Source organism: Mycobacterium attenuatum (assembly GCF_900566085.1).
Taxonomy (GTDB): Bacteria; Actinomycetota; Actinomycetes; order Mycobacteriales; family Mycobacteriaceae; genus Mycobacterium; species Mycobacterium attenuatum.
Window position 1 is genome coordinate 1 of the sequence record NZ_UPHT01000051.1, and the last position, 15,996, is coordinate 15,996.

Genomic DNA, 15,996 nt, shown 5'->3' on the forward strand with positions numbered 1-15,996 from the left:
CGATGATCTCGATGATCTAACGCCGCGGCCGCGGCTGGCATCGCGGGCAGTAGAACGACGAGCGGTTCATGAACTTCTCCCGGCATATCACCGCGCCGCAGCGCCGGCAGTTCTGGCCGCCACGCTGACCCGCCGGCAACTGGGCGCCGTCCTTGATGCCGCCGCCGAGGTGATGCGCGAAGCGCTGGCCAAGGGCGGGACGTCGTTCGACTCGCTGTATGTCAATGTCAACGGCGAGTCCGGCTATTTCGACCGATCGCTGGACGCCTATGGGCGCGACGGCCAGAACTGCCGGCGCTGCGGCGCGGTGATATGCCGGGAGAAGTTCATGAACCGCTCGTCGTTCTACTGCCCGCGATGCCAGCCGCGGCCGCGGCGTTAGATCATCGAGATCATCGAGATCATCGAGATCAACGTCGGCGCGGTGCGCTGTCGAACTTTTCCGTGCTGCCGTCGAACTCGGCGTGAACAGGACGCGAGTGAAACCCGGTAGAAAGAAGCACATGACGCAACTGTGGGTCGAACGCACCGGCACTCGCCGCTACACGGGATACAGCTCGCGCGGAGCGCAGGTTCTGCTGGGCTCCGAAGACGTCGACGGGGTATTCACCCCGGGTGAGCTGATGAAAATTGCGCTCGCCGCGTGCAGCGGCATGTCCAGTGACCAGCCGCTGGCCCGCCGCCTCGGTGACGACTACCAGGCGGTGATCAAGGTAGCGGGCGCGGCCGACCGTGACCAGGAGCGCTATCCGCTGCTCGAGGAGACGCTCGAGCTCGACCTGTCGGGGTTGCCCACGGAGGAGAAGGAGCGGCTGTTGTTGGTCGTCGACCGGGCCATCGACCTGGTGTGCACCGTGGGGCGCACATTGAAGTCGGGCACCGTCGTCGAGGTCGAGGTGACCGATGTCGGCAGCTGAAGTGCGGCTGACCGCCTGGGTCCACGGCCGCGTCCAGGGAGTCGGTTTCCGCTGGTGGACGCGCTGCCGGGCGCTGGAGCTGGGCCTGACTGGCTACGCGGCCAACCAGGCCGACGGTCGCGTGCTGGTGATCGCCCAGGGGCCGCGAGAGTCCGGCGAGGAGTTGCTGCGGCTATTCCAAGGCGACGCCACCCCCGGTCGGGTCGATAACGTGGTCGCCGACTGGTCGGAGGCGTCGGAGCGGATCGCCGGGTTCAGCGAGCGGTAATCTGGCTGCTCGTGTACCTCAAGAGTCTGACGCTGAAGGGTTTCAAATCCTTCGCCGCGCCAACGACTCTACGGTTCGAGCCGGGTATCACCGCTGTCGTCGGGCCCAACGGTTCCGGCAAGTCCAATGTGGTCGACGCGCTGGCGTGGGTGATGGGGGAGCAGGGGGCCAAGACCCTGCGTGGCGGCAAGATGGAAGATGTCATCTTCGCCGGTACGTCGTCGCGAGCCCCGCTGGGCCGGGCGGAAGTCACCGTCACCATCGACAACTCCGACAACGCCCTGCCGATCGAGTACACGGAGGTGTCGGTCACCCGTCGGATGTTCCGCGACGGCGCCAGTGAATACGAAATCAACGGCAGCAGTTGCCGTTTGATGGATGTGCAGGAGCTGTTGAGCGACTCCGGCATCGGCCGCGAGATGCATGTGATCGTCGGGCAGGGCAAGCTCGACGCGATCCTGCAGTCGCGGCCCGAGGAGCGCCGGGCCTTCATCGAAGAAGCCGCAGGCGTGCTCAAACATCGCAAGCGCAAAGAGAAGGCGCTGCGCAAACTGGATGCGATGGCGGCCAACCTGGCGCGGCTCACCGACCTGACCACCGAGCTGCGCCGCCAGCTCAAGCCGTTGGGTCGCCAGGCCGAGGTGGCCCGGCGTGCGGCGACCATCCAGGCCGACCTGCGCGATGCCCGGCTGCGGCTGGCCGCCGACGACCTCGTAGGCCGGCGCGCCGAGCGTGAAGCCATCGTGGAAGCCGAGGCCGCGATGCGCCGGGAGCATGACGAGGCCGCTGCGCGATTGTCGGTGGCCGCCGAGGAGCTGGCAGCGCACGAGGCCGCGCTGGACGAGCTCTCCCAACGGGCCGAGGCGGTTCAGCACACCTGGTTCGGCCTGTCCGCCTTGGCCGAACGGGTGGCCGCGACGGTACGCATCGCCAGCGAACGCGCGCAGCATCTCGATGAACCGGTGGCCGCCAGCGATACCGACCCCAGCAAACCTGAGGCGCTGGAAGCCGAAGCCGAGCGGGTGGCCGCCGCCGAGCAGCAGCTACTGGCGGAGCTCGCTGCCGCGCGTACCCGGTTGGATGCCGCGCGGGCCGAGCTCGCCGAGCGGGAGCGTCAAGCCGCCGAGGCCGACCGCGCCCATCTGGCGGCGGTCCGTGCGGAGGCCGATCGGCGCGAGGGGCTGGCGCGCCTGGCCGGGCAGGTGGAAACCATGCGGGCACGCGTGGAATCGATCGACGACAGCGTCGCACGGCTCTCCGAGCGGATCGACGAGGCCGCCGCGCGGGCACAGCAGGCTCACGCGGAGTTCGAAGCCGTGCAGGGCCGCGTGGGCGAATTGGACCAGGGCGAGGTCGGCCTTGACGAGCAGCACGAGCGAACGGTGGCCGCGCTGCGGCTGGCGGACCAGCGGGTAGCCGAACTTCAGGTCGCCGAACGCGACGCCGAACGCCGGGTGGCGTCGCTGCGGGCCCGCATCGACGCCCTCGCGGTGGGACTGGACCGCAAGGACGGCGCGGCGTGGCTTGCCCGTAACCACGGTGGCGCGGGGCTTCTCGGACCCATTGCCCAGCTCGTCAAAATTCACCCGGGTTATGAGGCTGCACTGGCCGCGGTGCTGGGAGCGGCTGCCGACGCGCTGGCCGTCGACGACCTCGACACCGCGCGCGCCGCGGTCAGCGCGCTCAAGCAAGCCGACGGCGGTCGGGCGGCGCTGGTGTTAAGTGACTGGCCGGCCGCCGACCACCCGGCTCCCGCGCTACCCGACGGCGCGCGCTGGGCACTGGACCTGATCGACGCACCGCCGCGATTGCGGGGGGCGATCACCGCGATGCTCGCGGGCGTCGCGGTGGTCAGCGGCCTGGCCGAAGCCCTGAATCTGGTCGCGGTTCGTCCTCAACTGCGGGCGGTCACCACCGACGGTGACCTGGTGGGCGCCGGCTGGGTCAGCGGCGGATCCGACCGCAAGCCCAGCACGCTGGAGATCACCTCCGAGATCGACAAGGCCCGCACCGAACTGGCCGCGGCCGAGGCGCAGGTGGCTCACCTGAGCGCGGCGCTGTCGGGCGCACTGACCGAACAAGCGGCTCGCCAGGACTCGGCCGACCAGGCGCTGGCCGCACTCAACGAGTCCGATGCCACCATTTCGGCCACCTACGAGCAGCTGGGCCGGCTCGGTCAGGACGCGCGGGCGGCCGAGGAAGATTGGACCAGGCTGCTGCGGCAACGCGACGAACTCGAGGCCGGACGGGCGCAGACGCTCGAGGAGGTCGTCGAACTCGAGAACCGGCTGCGCAACGCCCAACAGAGCCAGCACGTGCAGGCGGCCGAGCCCAGCACGGCAGCGGCCAGGCAGGCGATCGCGGCTGCGACCGAAAGTGCCCGGGCCCTCGAGGTGGAAGCGCGGTTGGTGGTGCGGACGGCCGAGGAACGCGCCAATGCCGTTCGGGGAAAAGCAGATTCGCTGCGCCGCGCGGCTGTGGCCGAACGCGAGGCGCGGCTACGGGCGCAGCAAGCGCTGGAGGCGCGACTGCGCTCGGCCGCGGTTGCCGCGGCCGTCGCCGGGTCCGGACGGTTGTTGGCGTTGCGGCTGAGCCGGGTGGTCGAAGCGGCGTCGCAACTGCGTGACGAGCTCGCCGCCGAACGCCGGCAGCGGTTGAGCGCCGTTGCGGCGGTTCGCGAAGAGACGAACACGTTGAGCGCGCGCGTGGCGAAGCTGACCGATTCGCTGCATCGCGATGAGGTGGCAGACGCCCAGGCGGCGATGCGGATCGAGCAGCTCGAACAGATGGTGCTCGAGCAGTTCGGGATGGCGCCGGCCGACTTGATCGCTGAGTACGGCCCCGAGGTTCCGCTGCCGCCCACGGAGCTGGAGATGGCCGAGTTCGAGCAGGCCCGCGAACGCGGCGAGCAGGTGGTCGCGCCCGCCCCGATGCCGTTCGACCGTGCTTCCCAGGAGCGCCGGGCCAAACGCGCCGAGCGCGACTTGGCCGAACTCGGAAGGGTCAATCCGCTGGCCCTCGAGGAGTTCGCGGCGCTGGAGGAGCGCTACAACTTCCTGTCCACCCAACTCGAGGACGTCAAAGCCGCCCGCAAGGACCTGCTTGATGTCGTCGCCGACGTCGACGCGCGCATCCTGCAGGTGTTCAGCGACGCGTTCGTCGACGTGGAACGCGAATTCCGGGCCGTGTTCGGCTCGCTGTTCCCCGGCGGCGAAGGCCGGCTGCGGCTGACTGCGCCCGACGACATGCTGACCACCGGCATCGAGGTGGAAGCCCGTCCGCCGGGTAAGAAGGTCACCCGGCTGTCGTTGCTGTCGGGCGGCGAGAAGGCGTTGACGGCGGTGGCGATGCTGGTGGCGATATTCCGGGCCCGCCCGTCGCCGTTCTACATCATGGACGAGGTGGAGGCCGCGCTGGACGACACCAACCTGCGCCGGCTGCTCGGTCTGTTCGAACAGCTGCGCGACCGGTCGCAGTTGATCATCATCACCCACCAGAAGCCGACGATGGAAGTCGCGGATGCCCTCTACGGCGTGACGATGCAAGGCGATGGCATCACCGCGGTGATCTCCCAGCGAATCCGGGGTCAGCAGATGGATGAGCTGGTCGGTAATTCTTCGTCACGGTGACTCCACGGTGACTCCACGGTGACCCATAGCGCCATAGCCTGGGCCCCGGGCGCCCCGCTAAGCCCCTGGAAGGATGTCAGTGTGTCGGAAGCTCTTTGGATCGCCATTGCGGTCGTCGCCACCCTGGTCGTCATTGCCGCGCTAGTCGTCGGCCTGCTGCGGTACCGCCGCCGGCAGATCCGCCTGTCCGCCCAACCCAAACCGGGCGCAATCGACCGTTCGGGCGGCTACACCGCATCGTCGGGCATTACTTTCAGCCGGACCGACGCACCCGCCGGGACGGTCGAACCGGCCGAGCGGATCGACACCACCGGACTGCCCGCAGTCGGCGACGACGCGACCCTTCCGCGCGATGCGCCGAAGCGCACCGTCTCCGACGTACACCTGCCCGAAGTCGAGCCCCCGCCGGACATCCCGGACATCCCGGACATCCCGGACATCCCGGACACCCCGGAGACCCTGGAGACCCTGGACACCACCGCGCCTCCTGCGCTTCCTGCGCCACCGGTAGCGCCGGAAGTCGAGCCCATCGAGCCGCCGGAAGGGCGGTTGGAGCGGCTGCGCGGGCGGCTCGCCAAGTCCCAGAACGCCTTCGGCCGCAGCATGCTGGGTTTGCTCGGCGGCGGCGACCTGGACGAGGACTCGTGGCAGGACGTCGAGGACACACTGCTGGTCGCCGACCTGGGCCCGGTGGTCACCCAGGCGGTCATGTCGCAGCTGCGCAGCCGGCTGGCCAGCGCCAACGTGCGCACCGAGGCCGACGCCCGGGCCGTGCTCCGCGACGTCCTCGTCAAAGAACTGCAGCCGGCTATGGACCGCTCCATCCGCGCTCTCCCGCATGCCGACCATCCCTCGGTGCTGCTGGTTGTCGGTGTCAACGGCACCGGCAAAACCACCACTGTCGGTAAGTTGGCGCGGGTGCTGGTGGCCGACGGGCGACGCGTCGTGCTGGGCGCTGCCGACACCTTCCGAGCGGCCGCGGCCGATCAACTGCAGACCTGGGCGGCCCGCGTCGGCGCCGAGGTGGTGCGCGGGGCCGAAGGCGCCGACCCGGCATCGGTGGCCTTCGACGCCGTCGACAAGGGCATCGCTCACGGCGCCGACGTCGTTCTCGTCGACACCGCCGGCCGGCTACACACCAAGGTCGGCTTGATGGACGAACTGGGCAAGGTCAAGCGCGTGGTGACCCGTCGTGCTGCTGTGGATGAGGTGCTGTTGGTGCTCGACGCCACGATCGGGCAGAACGGACTGGCGCAGGCCCGGGTTTTCGCCGAGGTCGTCGACATCACCGGCGTGGTGCTGACCAAGCTTGACGGAACGGCCAAGGGCGGCATCGTTTTCCGTGTCCAGCAGGAGCTTGGCGTGCCGGTCAAGCTGGTGGGACTTGGCGAAGGCCCCGATGACCTGGCGCCGTTCGAACCGGTCGCCTTCGTTGACGCCCTGCTCGGCTAGCAGCTCGCACACAGCAAGTTTTACGTTAATTTTCACGAAACATCACCGCACCATCGGCGCAACAACTACTGCGCATGGTTCTGGATCAGGTCGCCAGTCATAGTCCTGGGGCCTTCCCAACGCTGACTGGAGGTGATAGCGAGTGGACCAATTCCCGATCATGGGCGTGCCCAACACCGGCGATACGGCCTGGATGCTGGCGAGTTCCGCCCTCGTGCTGTTGATGACGCCGGGTCTGGCTTTCTTTTACGGCGGCATGGTGCGCGCCAAGAGCGTGCTGAACATGATCATGATGAGCGTCAGCGCCATGGGCGTGGTAACTGTGCTGTGGGTGCTGTACGGCTACTCGGTGGCCTTCGGCGACGACGTGGGCAATATCGCCGGTAATCCGACCGAATACTGGGGGCTCAAAGGCCTGATCGGTGGCAACGCGGTGGCCGCCGACCCCGCCACCCAAACCGCGGCGGTGAACATCCCGCTGGCGGGCACCCTGCCGGCGACCGTGTTCGTGGCGTTCCAGCTGATGTTCGCGATTATCACGGTTGCGCTGATTTCCGGCGCGGTGGCCGACCGGCTCAAGTTCGGCGCCTGGTTGCTGTTCGCGGGGCTCTGGGCGACATTCGTCTACTTCCCGGTGGCGCACTGGGTCTTTGCGTTCGACAAGTTCGCCGCCGCGCACGGTGGTTGGATCGCCAACAAGCTGCACGCGATCGACTTCGCCGGCGGCACCGCGGTGCACATCAACGCCGGTGTGGCCGGCCTGGTGCTGGCGCTGGTGCTGGGCAAGCGCAAGGGCTGGCCTACGACGCTGTTCCGGCCGCACAACCTGCCGTTCGTGATGCTGGGGGCCGGCTTGCTGTGGTTCGGCTGGTACGGATTCAACGCCGGTTCGGCAACCAATTCCAACGGGGCCGCAGGGTCGACGTTCATCACGACCACCGTCGCGACCGCCGCGGCCATGCTGGGCTGGCTGCTCACCGAGCGCATCCGCGACGGCAAGGCCACGACGCTGGGTGCGGCCTCGGGCATCGTCGCCGGGCTGGTCGCCATCACCCCGTCCTGTTCCTCGGTCAACGTCGTGGGCGCATTGGTGATCGGCATGGTCGCGGGTGTGCTGTGCGCCCTGGCGGTCGGGCTGAAATTCAGGTTCGGTTTCGACGACTCGCTGGATGTGGTCGGGGTGCACCTGGTCGGCGGTCTGGCCGGCACGTTGCTGGTCGGCCTGCTGGCCGCACCGGAGAGCGTGGCCATCAACGGCGTGGCCGGGGTATCGAAGGGGTTGTTCTACGGCGGCGGGTTCGCGCAGCTGGAGCGGCAGGCAGTCGGCGCGTTCAGCGTTCTGGTCTACTCTGGCGTCGTCACGCTCATTTTGGCCCTTATCCTGAAGTACACCATCGGGCTACGGCTGGGCGCGGAGGAAGAATACGCGGGCATTGATGAGGCTGAGCACGCCGAGAGCGGCTATGATTTCGCGGTCACCAGCGGTTCGGTTCTTCCCCGTTTCGACGTAGCGTCGGGTTCGCGTAACGGCATGGAGGAGCGAGTGGGCGAGAAAGTGGAGGCGGAGCCGAAATGAAGCTGATCACCGCGATCGTCAAGCCGTTCACCCTCGACGACGTCAAGGCCAGCCTCGAGGACGCCGGAGTCCTGGGGATGACCGTCAGCGAAATCCAGGGTTACGGCCGCCAGAAGGGCCACACCGAGGTCTACCGGGGTGCTGAATACTCGGTCGATTTCGTGCCCAAGGTCCGGGTAGAAGTCGTCGTGGACGATTCTATTGTCGACAAGGTCGTCGACAGCATCGTCCGAGCGGCGCGCACCGGCAAGATCGGCGACGGCAAGGTGTGGGTCAGCCCCGTGGACACCATCGTGCGGGTACGCACTGGTGAACGCGGATCGGACGCGCTGTGAGAGTCGCCTCGCATTGCTGAACCGATCTGGGGCGCGCCGGCCCGAGCCGGTATGACCCCCGACCAGCGCGACCAGGCCGGAATGGCCTGTCCGGCAAGTGATTTGGTGGCTACTCGGCGCCGGTTGCTCTCCGACGACCAGCGCGCCCCGGATCCCGCGGAGCTGCGACAGGCGTGGCTGGACCTGCACGAGTCTTGGTTGACCGCCAAGGCCGCGGAAATCGGGATCATCGACGACAGTGGTTTCGCGATTGTCGGCGTCGGCGGGCTCGGCAGACGCGAGCTGCTGCCGCATTCCGACCTGGACCTGCTGCTGGTGCACGACGGCAAACCCGCCGAGGTCCTGGGGGAGGTTGCCGACAAGCTGTGGTACCCATTGTGGGACGCCAATATTCGGCTCGACCACAGCGTGCGAACGGTCGCCGATGCGCTGGGCGTGGCCAGTTCCGACCTGGTGGCCGCCCTGGGCATGCTGGAAGCCCGACACATTGCCGGCGACAAGCGACTTTCGGACGGGTTGATCGAAGGCGTGCGGCGGCAATGGCGCAGCGGAATACGTTCGCGCATGGACGAACTCGTCGAAATCACACATGACCGGTGGTTGCGCTACGGCCGCATCGCCCACCGCGCCGAGCCGGACCTGAAATCGGGCCGCGGTGGCCTGCGCGACGTGCAGTTGCTCAACGCGCTGGCGATCGCCCAGCTCATCGACCGTCACGGCATGGCTGCTCCGGGCCTGCCGGTCGGGTCGCTAGACGCGGCCTACCGAACACTGCTCGACGTGCGCACCGAATTGCACCGGGTATCAGGGCGCGGACACGATCTGCTGCTGGCCCAGCATGCCGACGACATCAGCGCGGCCCTGCATTTCGGCGACCGATTCGACTTGGCGCGCATGCTGTCCGGAGCGGGTCGCACCATCGCCTACCACTGCGAAACAGGGCTGCGCACGGCCGCCAACGCCTTGCCGCGCCGCGGCATCTCGGCCCTGCGGAATCGGCCGAAACGACGACCGCTGGACGAGGGCGTCGTCGAGTACGCCAGCGAGATCGTGCTTGCCCGTGATGCCCAGCCGGAAAGCGACCCGGGACTGGTAATGCGGGTGGCCGCCGCCGCGGCCGACACCGGACTGCCCATCGGCGCCGCCACCTTGAGCCGACTGGCCCAATGCACCCCGGAGCTGCCGGCTCCCTGGCCGCGGGAGATATTGGACGACCTGCTGGTCGTACTGCTGGCCGGCCCCACCGCGGTCGGGACGATCGAAGCGCTCGACCGCACCGGTTTGTGGGGCCGGTTGTTGCCCGAATGGGGCAGCATCCGCGATCTCCCGCCCCGCGATGTCGCCCACAAATGGACCGTGGACCGTCATGTGATCGAGACCGCCATCCATGCCGCGCCGCTGTCTACCCGAGTGGCGCGACCCGATCTGCTGGCCCTTGGTGCGCTGCTGCACGACATCGGCAAGGGCAGGGGTGCCGATCACAGCGTGCTCGGCTCCGAAATGGTTATGCAGATCGGTGAACGGCTGGGTCTGCCGCCCGGGGACATCGACGTGCTGTCCAAGCTGGTGCGTCACCACTTGCTGCTACCCGTGGTAGCCACCCGAAGCGACTTGAACGACCCGAAAACCATCGAGGCAGTAACGGAAGCCCTGGGCGGAGACCCGCAACTGCTGGAGGTGCTGCACGCGCTGACGGAGGCGGACTCGAAGGCCACCGGCCCGGGAGTATGGAGCGACTGGAAGGCGTCGCTGGTCGAAAAGCTGGTGTCACGCTGCCGGATGGTGATGGCCGGTGAGGCGCTGCCGCAGGCGAAACCGCTTGCGCCACATTATCTTTCACTGGCCGCCGACCACGGCGTCCACGTGGAGATCGGGCCTGGAGACAGCGCGCGGATGTACCAGGTGGTGATGGTCGCCCCGGACAAGCCGGGGTTGGTCTCCAAAGCCGCCGCCGTGCTGGCGTTGAATTCGCTGGGCGTTCATTCCGCGGCGGTCAACAGCCACGACGGCGTTACGGTCACCGAATTCGTGGTGTCCCCGCTATTCGGTTCCCCCGCAGCGGCCGACTTGCTGCGCCAGCAGTTTGTCGGCGCCCTCGGCGGTGATATCGACGTGCTGGCCATGCTGGAAAAGCGCGACAGCGAGGCAACCAGCTTCGCATCTCAACGGGCCGGCGAAGTGGTGGCCGGAGTGCCCGTCACACGTTCGACGGCCCCGCCGCGCGTCATGTGGCTGGAATCTGCCAGCCCCGGTCAGCTCATCCTCGAGGTCCGTGCCATGGACAGACCGGGATTGCTCGCGCTGCTGGCGCACGCGCTCGAGCGCGCGGGCGCAGATATCCTGTGGGCCAAGGTCAATACGTTCGGGTCGACAGCGGCCGACGTTTTCTGTGTGACGGTTCCGGGGGAGTTCGACGTTCGCGCCGCCGTCGAGCAGCAGTTGTCGGCGGTGCTGGGTACCCCCGCCGACGTCCTGGTCGACGAGCCCGTCGGCGACTAGCCTGCACGGGCCCGTACGCCACCCGGGCTTGGCGTTAGCCGCCCGCCAATGCGGCCCGGCAGGACGATCGCCACCACGGCCCGTACTGGGAAGGCTTCCCGCTGCTGTTTTGCCACCACCGGCGAACGCAGATCACCTGACTCAGCACCGGGAAGCCCCGCCTCATCACCGAAAGAATCTGACTTCAGTTGTCCTCGTCGATTAGAGTTACCTCGCCATTCGGCGCTACCCTTACGTTGAATACTTCACCATTCATTTCAACTTGGGCCAACCCATCATTTTTAATGATGTATTCTTGATTATTCTGTGGCGGGGTGTTCATATTGTTGACATTTTCGCTGTCTATCAGAGTTACCGCGCCGTTCGACTCTACTTTGACGTTGAATATCTCACCATTCATCTCAACTTGGGCCAACCCGTCATTATTCAAGTAGTATTCTTGATTGGTGTTCGCGGGCGTATCCGTGCCGCTGAAGAAGCTATTGAGATAATCCGCGTTGAATCCGAGAATAGGAACCGTGTCCACGCCAACCATTTCGGAAAGCGGATTATCATTGAACGTTGATTCGGTAATCGAACTGGTCTGATAATTACTGGTGCCGGACCCATTATCGCTGTTATCGGAGCCCGAGCCGCTACCTCCGGTGTAGTCGGAGTAATTGTTCGTGCAGGTGTCCAATTTGAATCCGCCGTGAGCAGTCAAGGTGATGGCGAGCCTGCCGGCGTTGATGTGGGTGGGGCTACCGGCGGCGTCGATGCCGGCCGTGACGCCACTCGCCAATGCCAACGCCCCCAGCGCAATCGCCGCGCCGTGCTTTCCGCGTGGCGCCTTGGTGACTCGCGCCAAGTCGGCTTCGGCGGCGCTGACTGCATTTGTTCGTAGGGGACCTTGGGACAATGGAGGCATGGCGCAAGCCCTTTCTTTTCTCAGACGAAAATTCAGTCGGATACGCGGCCTAATAGGATGTCAACAGCAGAAACATCGACATCGCAAGGCGGATGCCCAGCTCAAACTCGCTTGCATATCGTAGACCAGTACCGCAGCCATAGTTGAGGGTGGTCCACTACCGCGTATCTACGCTGCTAGAGGCGGTTGCTTCGCGTAGCGGAGACCCTGATCTGCGCCGCGGTGATCGACCGTAAGTCGCCCTCCTTTGCTGGCCATGAACGGTTACGACCGGAGCGGCCGGTTGCGGGCAGGAGCGATTTCGGGGCCGGATTACAATAATTGATTCGCGTGGTCTTCACGATTGCTCGGAGTTGAGCTGGCGCAAGGCTTCGATGCGCGCCTTGAGCTGCTCGCGCGTGGCCGCGGCAATCGGCGGGCCGCCGCAGCGGCGGCGCAGTTCGTTATGGATCCAGCCATGTGGCCTGCCGGTGCGGTGATGAGCGATCGCCACCAGGCTGTTGAGCTCGCGGCGTAGCTCCCGGAGTTGTCCGTGGGTGGTAGCCGGTTGCATTGCCGCGCCCGGCTGGGCGGCTTTTTGCAGCTGAGCCCGCCTTTGCAGCTGCTCGTCCTGGCGGCGGTGCAGCAGGGCGCGCATCTGCTCGGGGTCGAGCAGCCCGGGGATGCCGAGGTAGTCGGCCTCCTCGTCGCTTCCGGCTGGAGTGGCGGTACCGAACGACGATCCGTCGAAGATGACCTGATCCAACTCGGCGTCGGCACCAAGGGAGGTGAAACCCGTTTCGCCGGGCTCGGTTTGCGTTCTGGTGGCGGGGTCACCGGTCAGCGGATCGTCGCCGGATTCGCGGTGCGGCTTGCCCAGCACGTGGTCGCGTTGTGCCTCCAGCTCGCTGGCCAGCTGCAGGAGGTTGGGGACCGACGGCAAGAATATGCTGGCGGTCTCACCGGGCCGTCGGGACCGCACAAACCGGCCGATGGCCTGCGCGAAAAACAGCGGTGTCGACGCACTGGTGGCATAGATCCCCACCGACAAGCGCGGCACGTCGACGCCTTCGGAAACCATCCGTACGGCGACCAGCCACCTGTTGGTGCCTGCGGCGAATTCCGCGATGCGGGAAGAGGATCCGGGATCATCGGAGAGGACGACGGTGGGCGCCTCGGAAGTTAGCTTGGTCAGCAATCCGGCATAGGCACGGGCTGCCGTCCGGTCCGAGGCGATGATCATGCCGCCGGCGTCGGGGACCTGGGCGCGCAGCTGGCACAGCCGCCGATCGGCGGCCGTGATGACCGCCGGCATCCACTCGCCGGCAGGGTCCAGCGCCGTGCGCCAGGCTCGCGCGGTCTGCTCGGCCGACAGCGGCTCGCCCAAGCGCGCCTCATGTTCTTCGCCGGCGCTGTCGCGCCAGCGCGCCTGCCCGGAGTAGGCAAGAAACACCACCGGCCGGACTACCCCGTCGGCGAGGGCTTGGGCATAGCCGTAGGTGTGGTCGGCCTGTGAGCGCAGCACACCGTCGCCGTCGGGCTCGTAGCTGACGAACGGGATGGCGCTGTCGTCGCTGCGAAACGGTGTGCCTGTAAGGCCGAGACGGCGGGTGGCGTCTCCGAAGGCTTCCCGGATGGCGTCGCCCCAGGTCTTGGCGTCGCCGCCGTGGTGAATCTCGTCGAAAACGACCAGGGTCTTGCGTTGCTCGGTGCGAACCCGGTGCAGCGTCGGGTGTGCAGCAACCTGGGCGTAGGTGACGACCACGCCGTGGTACTCCGGTGAGGTCTGGGGGTTGGAGTTGGTAAACTTGGGGTCCAAGGCCAGCCCGTGCCGTGCCGCGGCCCGTGCCCACTGGATTTTGAGGTGCTCGGTGGGCACCACCACGGTGAGCTGCTCGACCGCGCGATGGCTGAGCAGGTCGGCCGCGATCCGCAGGGCAAACGTTGTTTTACCGGACCCCGGGGTGGCCACGGCCAGAAAATCCCGCGGCTCGGCGGTCAGGTACTTGACTATCGCCCGGCGCTGCCAGCCCCGCAACGGCCGAGTGTCTTCGCCCTCGGCGTGACTGACCTGCCGCATCGACCAGCCCCCCCAGGTGCTCACCCGCGCGTGGCGGTTCACGTTCACGCCGTCAAATTGGCTCGCTGCAGCCGACCCGCCGTGGTGGCCCGTTGCGGCACGAGACGCGAGGAGCCGTGGTCGGTACACCGGCGGGTGCGATGAAAGCCTTGATGTTCCGGGTCCGGTCATGTGGCTGGGCAGCGAGTGTGAAATCTAGCATGGCAACGCTTTTCGGCGCAGTCGCGACATGGGTGCCGCCGTGATCGAGGTCGGAAGGCCCTGGTGCGAATACGACCAACCGGTGATAGTCGACTTCCGTGAGGCGTGCATGGTCCGTCGCGACGGTCACGCTGGCCGTTGCCCTCGGCGCGGAGCCGACGGTCAGCGCGGATTCCGCTGACCAACTGCGGATGGGCAACCCTTGCCCGGGCGCTGGGCGTCGGGCGGCGCACCGGGCGGTTCGATCTTGTGCGGCCGCGTCGAAAGCGGCGCGGATGGCGCAATCGAGTGGACGAAAGACCACGAGCTGCTCCTGGCGCTGGCCAGCGGAGCCGACCTCGCCGGCCGTACGACTGGTGGAAAACCAACCGATGACGGCGGCCTGTGCCACGGTTACCACAGCGCCGGAGGTGCCGATTCGTGCCGGCCCAGGGACGGTCCGCAACGCATCCGACCGGCTCCCAGGAGAGGCCGTTTGTCCCTGGTGCGCCACCTCGTCTGGTGGCACTCTCAGCCCATGAGGCGGGCGCTGTGCTTGATGTGGGCAATCGGCGTGTTGTACGCGGCAGCGGGATGCGCCACGCACCGGCCGTCGGCCCCGCCCGCGTCGTCGAAGGCCGGCGCATCGCCGACCATGCCTGGCGCCGGCCCCGGTGTCGCGATGCGGGTCTACTTCGTTCGGGCTGACAAGGTCGCCACCGCCGGCCGCAACGTGCTCGATTCGCCCACAGCGCCCCCCTCGTCGCCGCCCGAATCACGCGCAGCGGAGCAAGCCGTGCGGGCGCTGCTGGCGGGGCCCGACGACTTCGAGCGTGGGATTGGACTGTCGAGCCAGATTCCGCCCGCCACGAAGCTGCTCGGCCTCAACGTCGCGGACGGCACCGCGACCGTAGACCTCTCCAACCACTTCCAGTCGGACGGCGCCGCGTTGCCGGCCCTCCCGATGCAGCTGCGTGTCGCCGAGGTCGTCTGCACGCTCACCCAGTTCGGCGGCGTCCGCGACGTGACCATCACCCTCGCCGGGCAACCGCTGCAGGGCGCGGCGCACCTGCAACGCGCCGACCTAGAAGCCGTGCTACCCAAGATCCTCGTCGAGTCTCCGACGCCCGGGCAGACCGTGACGTCGCCATTGCAGGTCTCCGGAATCGCCAACGTCTTCGAGGGAACGGTCACCTACTCGGTCAATGCTCCTGACGGCGCCGCGCTCGACCATGGCTTCACCACCGTGACGGGCCTGGAGTGGGGAAACTGGGGACCCTTTGCCTTCACTTCGAACTATCCGGCGAACATTCCGGCACAACAGCATGGCCTGGGCCGCGTCATCGTCTGGGAAGTAAGCATGAAAGACGGATCCCACCGCAACATCTACGAAGTCCCGGTGAACTTGTGAGCTTGCGGATCACCATGCAAGCTCGATTATCAAGGGCGCCAAGAACTTCCACGGTCAGGCGATCTCATTTCGCCTGACTGTGTGTGTTGTTTGGGTTTTATTCTTTACAGGGGTTGCACAGGGTGGTGACGGACCAGGTGCATTGGGTGGTGTCTTCGATGCCGTTGCTGATGCCGGCGGCTGCTTCGATGGCTTCGTCGGAGAAGTTGAAGGCGAAGATGTCATCGTCGAGTTGGGGGAATTCGATGGTGGTGGTGTGGTTCATGGGGGTTGTCCTTTCCGGTTGGGTTTGTCGACTTTTACTGTCGGTCGTGGGGGTGTGGGGTTGTAGGGACTTTGGTCCTTAACGTCGGGGCTGATGGTCGTTGGGGTGTTTTGGTGGGCGTTGTGGCCAATTATGGTGGTGGGGTGGGGTTTACGCCGGGTCGCGGCGAAAGGGATGGTATGGACGCGTTTTTTGAGCGGGTGTTGGTGGGTGCGGCAAGTGTCGATGAGTTGTTGTCGGCGGATTATGAGTCGGTGGTGGGATTGAAGTCTGATGCTGATCGGGCGGGGCGGCGGTTGGCGGCGTGGTGTCGGTCGTGTACCAGCGGTGATTGGCGGCAGTTTGGCCGGCGGTTGGGTCGCGATGGGTGGGATTTTGGGTTGGTGTTGGAGCGCTTTGGTGGTGCGCGGCGGGTTGGTTCGGCGCCGGTGCCGGGGTGGTTAGCGGATGCGGTGTGGATTGATGAGGTGTTGCGTGGTGGGGGTGTGACGGCGGGGG

The 15,996-nt window shown here is 66.8% G+C and carries 13 protein-coding genes and 1 pseudogene; 10 read left to right on the top strand and 4 right to left on the bottom strand.

All coding sequences use genetic code 11. The features are described 5' to 3' along the window. Positions 1 to 16 precede the first annotated feature (16 nt). A complete protein-coding gene (locus tag EET13_RS31305) occupies positions 17 to 91 on the bottom strand; it encodes a zinc finger domain-containing protein (RefSeq protein ID WP_244603834.1) in 75 nt (24 codons plus the stop codon). 15 nt (positions 92 to 106) lie between these two features. Between EET13_RS31305 and EET13_RS09015 the strand changes: the two are divergent. The 8 genes and pseudogenes from EET13_RS09015 to EET13_RS09050 all read left to right on the top strand — a co-directional run. Beyond that, a pseudogene (locus tag EET13_RS09015) lies at positions 107 to 382 on the top strand (zinc finger domain-containing protein); the annotation flags it as partial. Between the two features lie 121 nt (positions 383 to 503). Then, complete coding sequence (locus EET13_RS09020; protein WP_122441967.1) at positions 504 to 917, top strand: OsmC family protein; 414 nt, start codon at positions 504 to 506, stop codon at positions 915 to 917. Continuing rightward, positions 904 to 1,185: an acylphosphatase gene (locus tag EET13_RS09025; RefSeq protein ID WP_122441968.1), complete on the top strand. Its 282-nt coding sequence runs from the start codon at positions 904 to 906 to the stop codon at positions 1,183 to 1,185. Before EET13_RS09020 ends, EET13_RS09025 begins: the two co-directional genes overlap by 14 nt. A gap of 11 nt (positions 1,186 to 1,196) precedes the next feature. Continuing rightward, positions 1,197 to 4,814 carry a chromosome segregation protein SMC gene (gene smc / locus EET13_RS09030; RefSeq protein WP_122441969.1) on the top strand — a complete coding sequence of 1,206 codons (3,618 nt, stop codon included), beginning with the start codon at positions 1,197 to 1,199 and terminating at the stop codon, positions 4,812 to 4,814. Positions 4,815 to 4,895: 81 nt separating this feature from the next. Further along, positions 4,896 to 6,266 carry a signal recognition particle-docking protein FtsY gene (gene ftsY / locus EET13_RS09035; RefSeq protein WP_122441970.1) on the top strand — a complete coding sequence of 457 codons (1,371 nt, stop codon included), beginning with the start codon at positions 4,896 to 4,898 and terminating at the stop codon, positions 6,264 to 6,266. Between the two features lie 142 nt (positions 6,267 to 6,408). Beyond that, on the top strand, positions 6,409 to 7,842 hold the full coding sequence (locus tag EET13_RS09040) for an ammonium transporter (RefSeq protein WP_122441971.1): 1,434 nt from the start codon (positions 6,409 to 6,411) through the stop codon (positions 7,840 to 7,842). Further along, the gene (glnB, locus tag EET13_RS09045; RefSeq protein ID WP_036416082.1) at positions 7,839 to 8,177 is read left to right on the top strand and encodes a nitrogen regulatory protein P-II; all 339 of its coding nucleotides are present in this window, start codon (positions 7,839 to 7,841) and stop codon (positions 8,175 to 8,177) included. Before EET13_RS09040 ends, glnB begins: the two co-directional genes overlap by 4 nt. Positions 8,178 to 8,228: 51 nt before the next feature. After that, entirely contained in the window at positions 8,229 to 10,676 is a 2,448-nt protein-coding gene (locus tag EET13_RS09050) for a [protein-PII] uridylyltransferase (RefSeq protein WP_122441972.1), read from the top strand. 184 nt (positions 10,677 to 10,860) lie between these two features. Here the strand turns inward: EET13_RS09050 and EET13_RS09055 are convergent, their stop codons facing one another. Together EET13_RS09055 and EET13_RS09060 are read right to left on the bottom strand one after the other, a co-directional pair. Continuing rightward, entirely contained in the window at positions 10,861 to 11,583 is a 723-nt protein-coding gene (locus EET13_RS09055) for a hypothetical protein (RefSeq protein WP_122441973.1), read from the bottom strand. A gap of 337 nt (positions 11,584 to 11,920) precedes the next feature. Next, positions 11,921 to 13,642 (bottom strand): DEAD/DEAH box helicase, encoded by a 1,722-nt coding sequence (locus EET13_RS09060; RefSeq protein ID WP_122441976.1) that lies wholly within the window; start codon positions 13,640 to 13,642, stop codon positions 11,921 to 11,923. A 718-nt stretch (positions 13,643 to 14,360) separates the two neighbouring features. On the opposite strand from EET13_RS09060, the gene EET13_RS09070 reads away from it, so the two are divergent. After that, the gene (locus EET13_RS09070; RefSeq protein WP_122441975.1) at positions 14,361 to 15,233 is read left to right on the top strand and encodes a GerMN domain-containing protein; all 873 of its coding nucleotides are present in this window, start codon (positions 14,361 to 14,363) and stop codon (positions 15,231 to 15,233) included. Positions 15,234 to 15,330: 97 nt separating this feature from the next. Here EET13_RS09070 and EET13_RS30270 read toward each other — a convergent pair whose 3' ends face one another. Continuing rightward, positions 15,331 to 15,498 (bottom strand): hypothetical protein, encoded by a 168-nt coding sequence (locus tag EET13_RS30270; RefSeq protein WP_168990725.1) that lies wholly within the window; start codon positions 15,496 to 15,498, stop codon positions 15,331 to 15,333. 179 nt (positions 15,499 to 15,677) lie between these two features. Here EET13_RS30270 and EET13_RS30875 point away from each other — a divergent pair. Next, a partial coding sequence (locus EET13_RS30875) for a hypothetical protein (RefSeq protein ID WP_211189045.1) occupies positions 15,678 to 15,996 on the top strand: 319 nt, incomplete at its 3' end.

Coding starts and splice junctions, on each gene's coding strand:
- EET13_RS09020 (WP_122441967.1), top strand. CDS start 504: ATGACGCAACTGTGGGTCGAACGCACCGGCACTCGCCGCTACACGGGA.
- EET13_RS09050 (WP_122441972.1), top strand. CDS start 8,229: ATGACCCCCGACCAGCGCGACCAGGCCGGAATGGCCTGTCCGGCAAGT.
- EET13_RS30270 (WP_168990725.1), bottom strand. CDS start 15,498: ATGAACCACACCACCACCATCGAATTCCCCCAACTCGACGATGACATC.
- glnB (WP_036416082.1), top strand. CDS start 7,839: ATGAAGCTGATCACCGCGATCGTCAAGCCGTTCACCCTCGACGACGTC.
- EET13_RS09025 (WP_122441968.1), top strand. CDS start 904: ATGTCGGCAGCTGAAGTGCGGCTGACCGCCTGGGTCCACGGCCGCGTC.
- EET13_RS09070 (WP_122441975.1), top strand. CDS start 14,361: ATGAGGCGGGCGCTGTGCTTGATGTGGGCAATCGGCGTGTTGTACGCG.
- EET13_RS09060 (WP_122441976.1), bottom strand. CDS start 13,642: ATGCGGCAGGTCAGTCACGCCGAGGGCGAAGACACTCGGCCGTTGCGG.
- EET13_RS09055 (WP_122441973.1), bottom strand. CDS start 11,583: ATGCCTCCATTGTCCCAAGGTCCCCTACGAACAAATGCAGTCAGCGCC.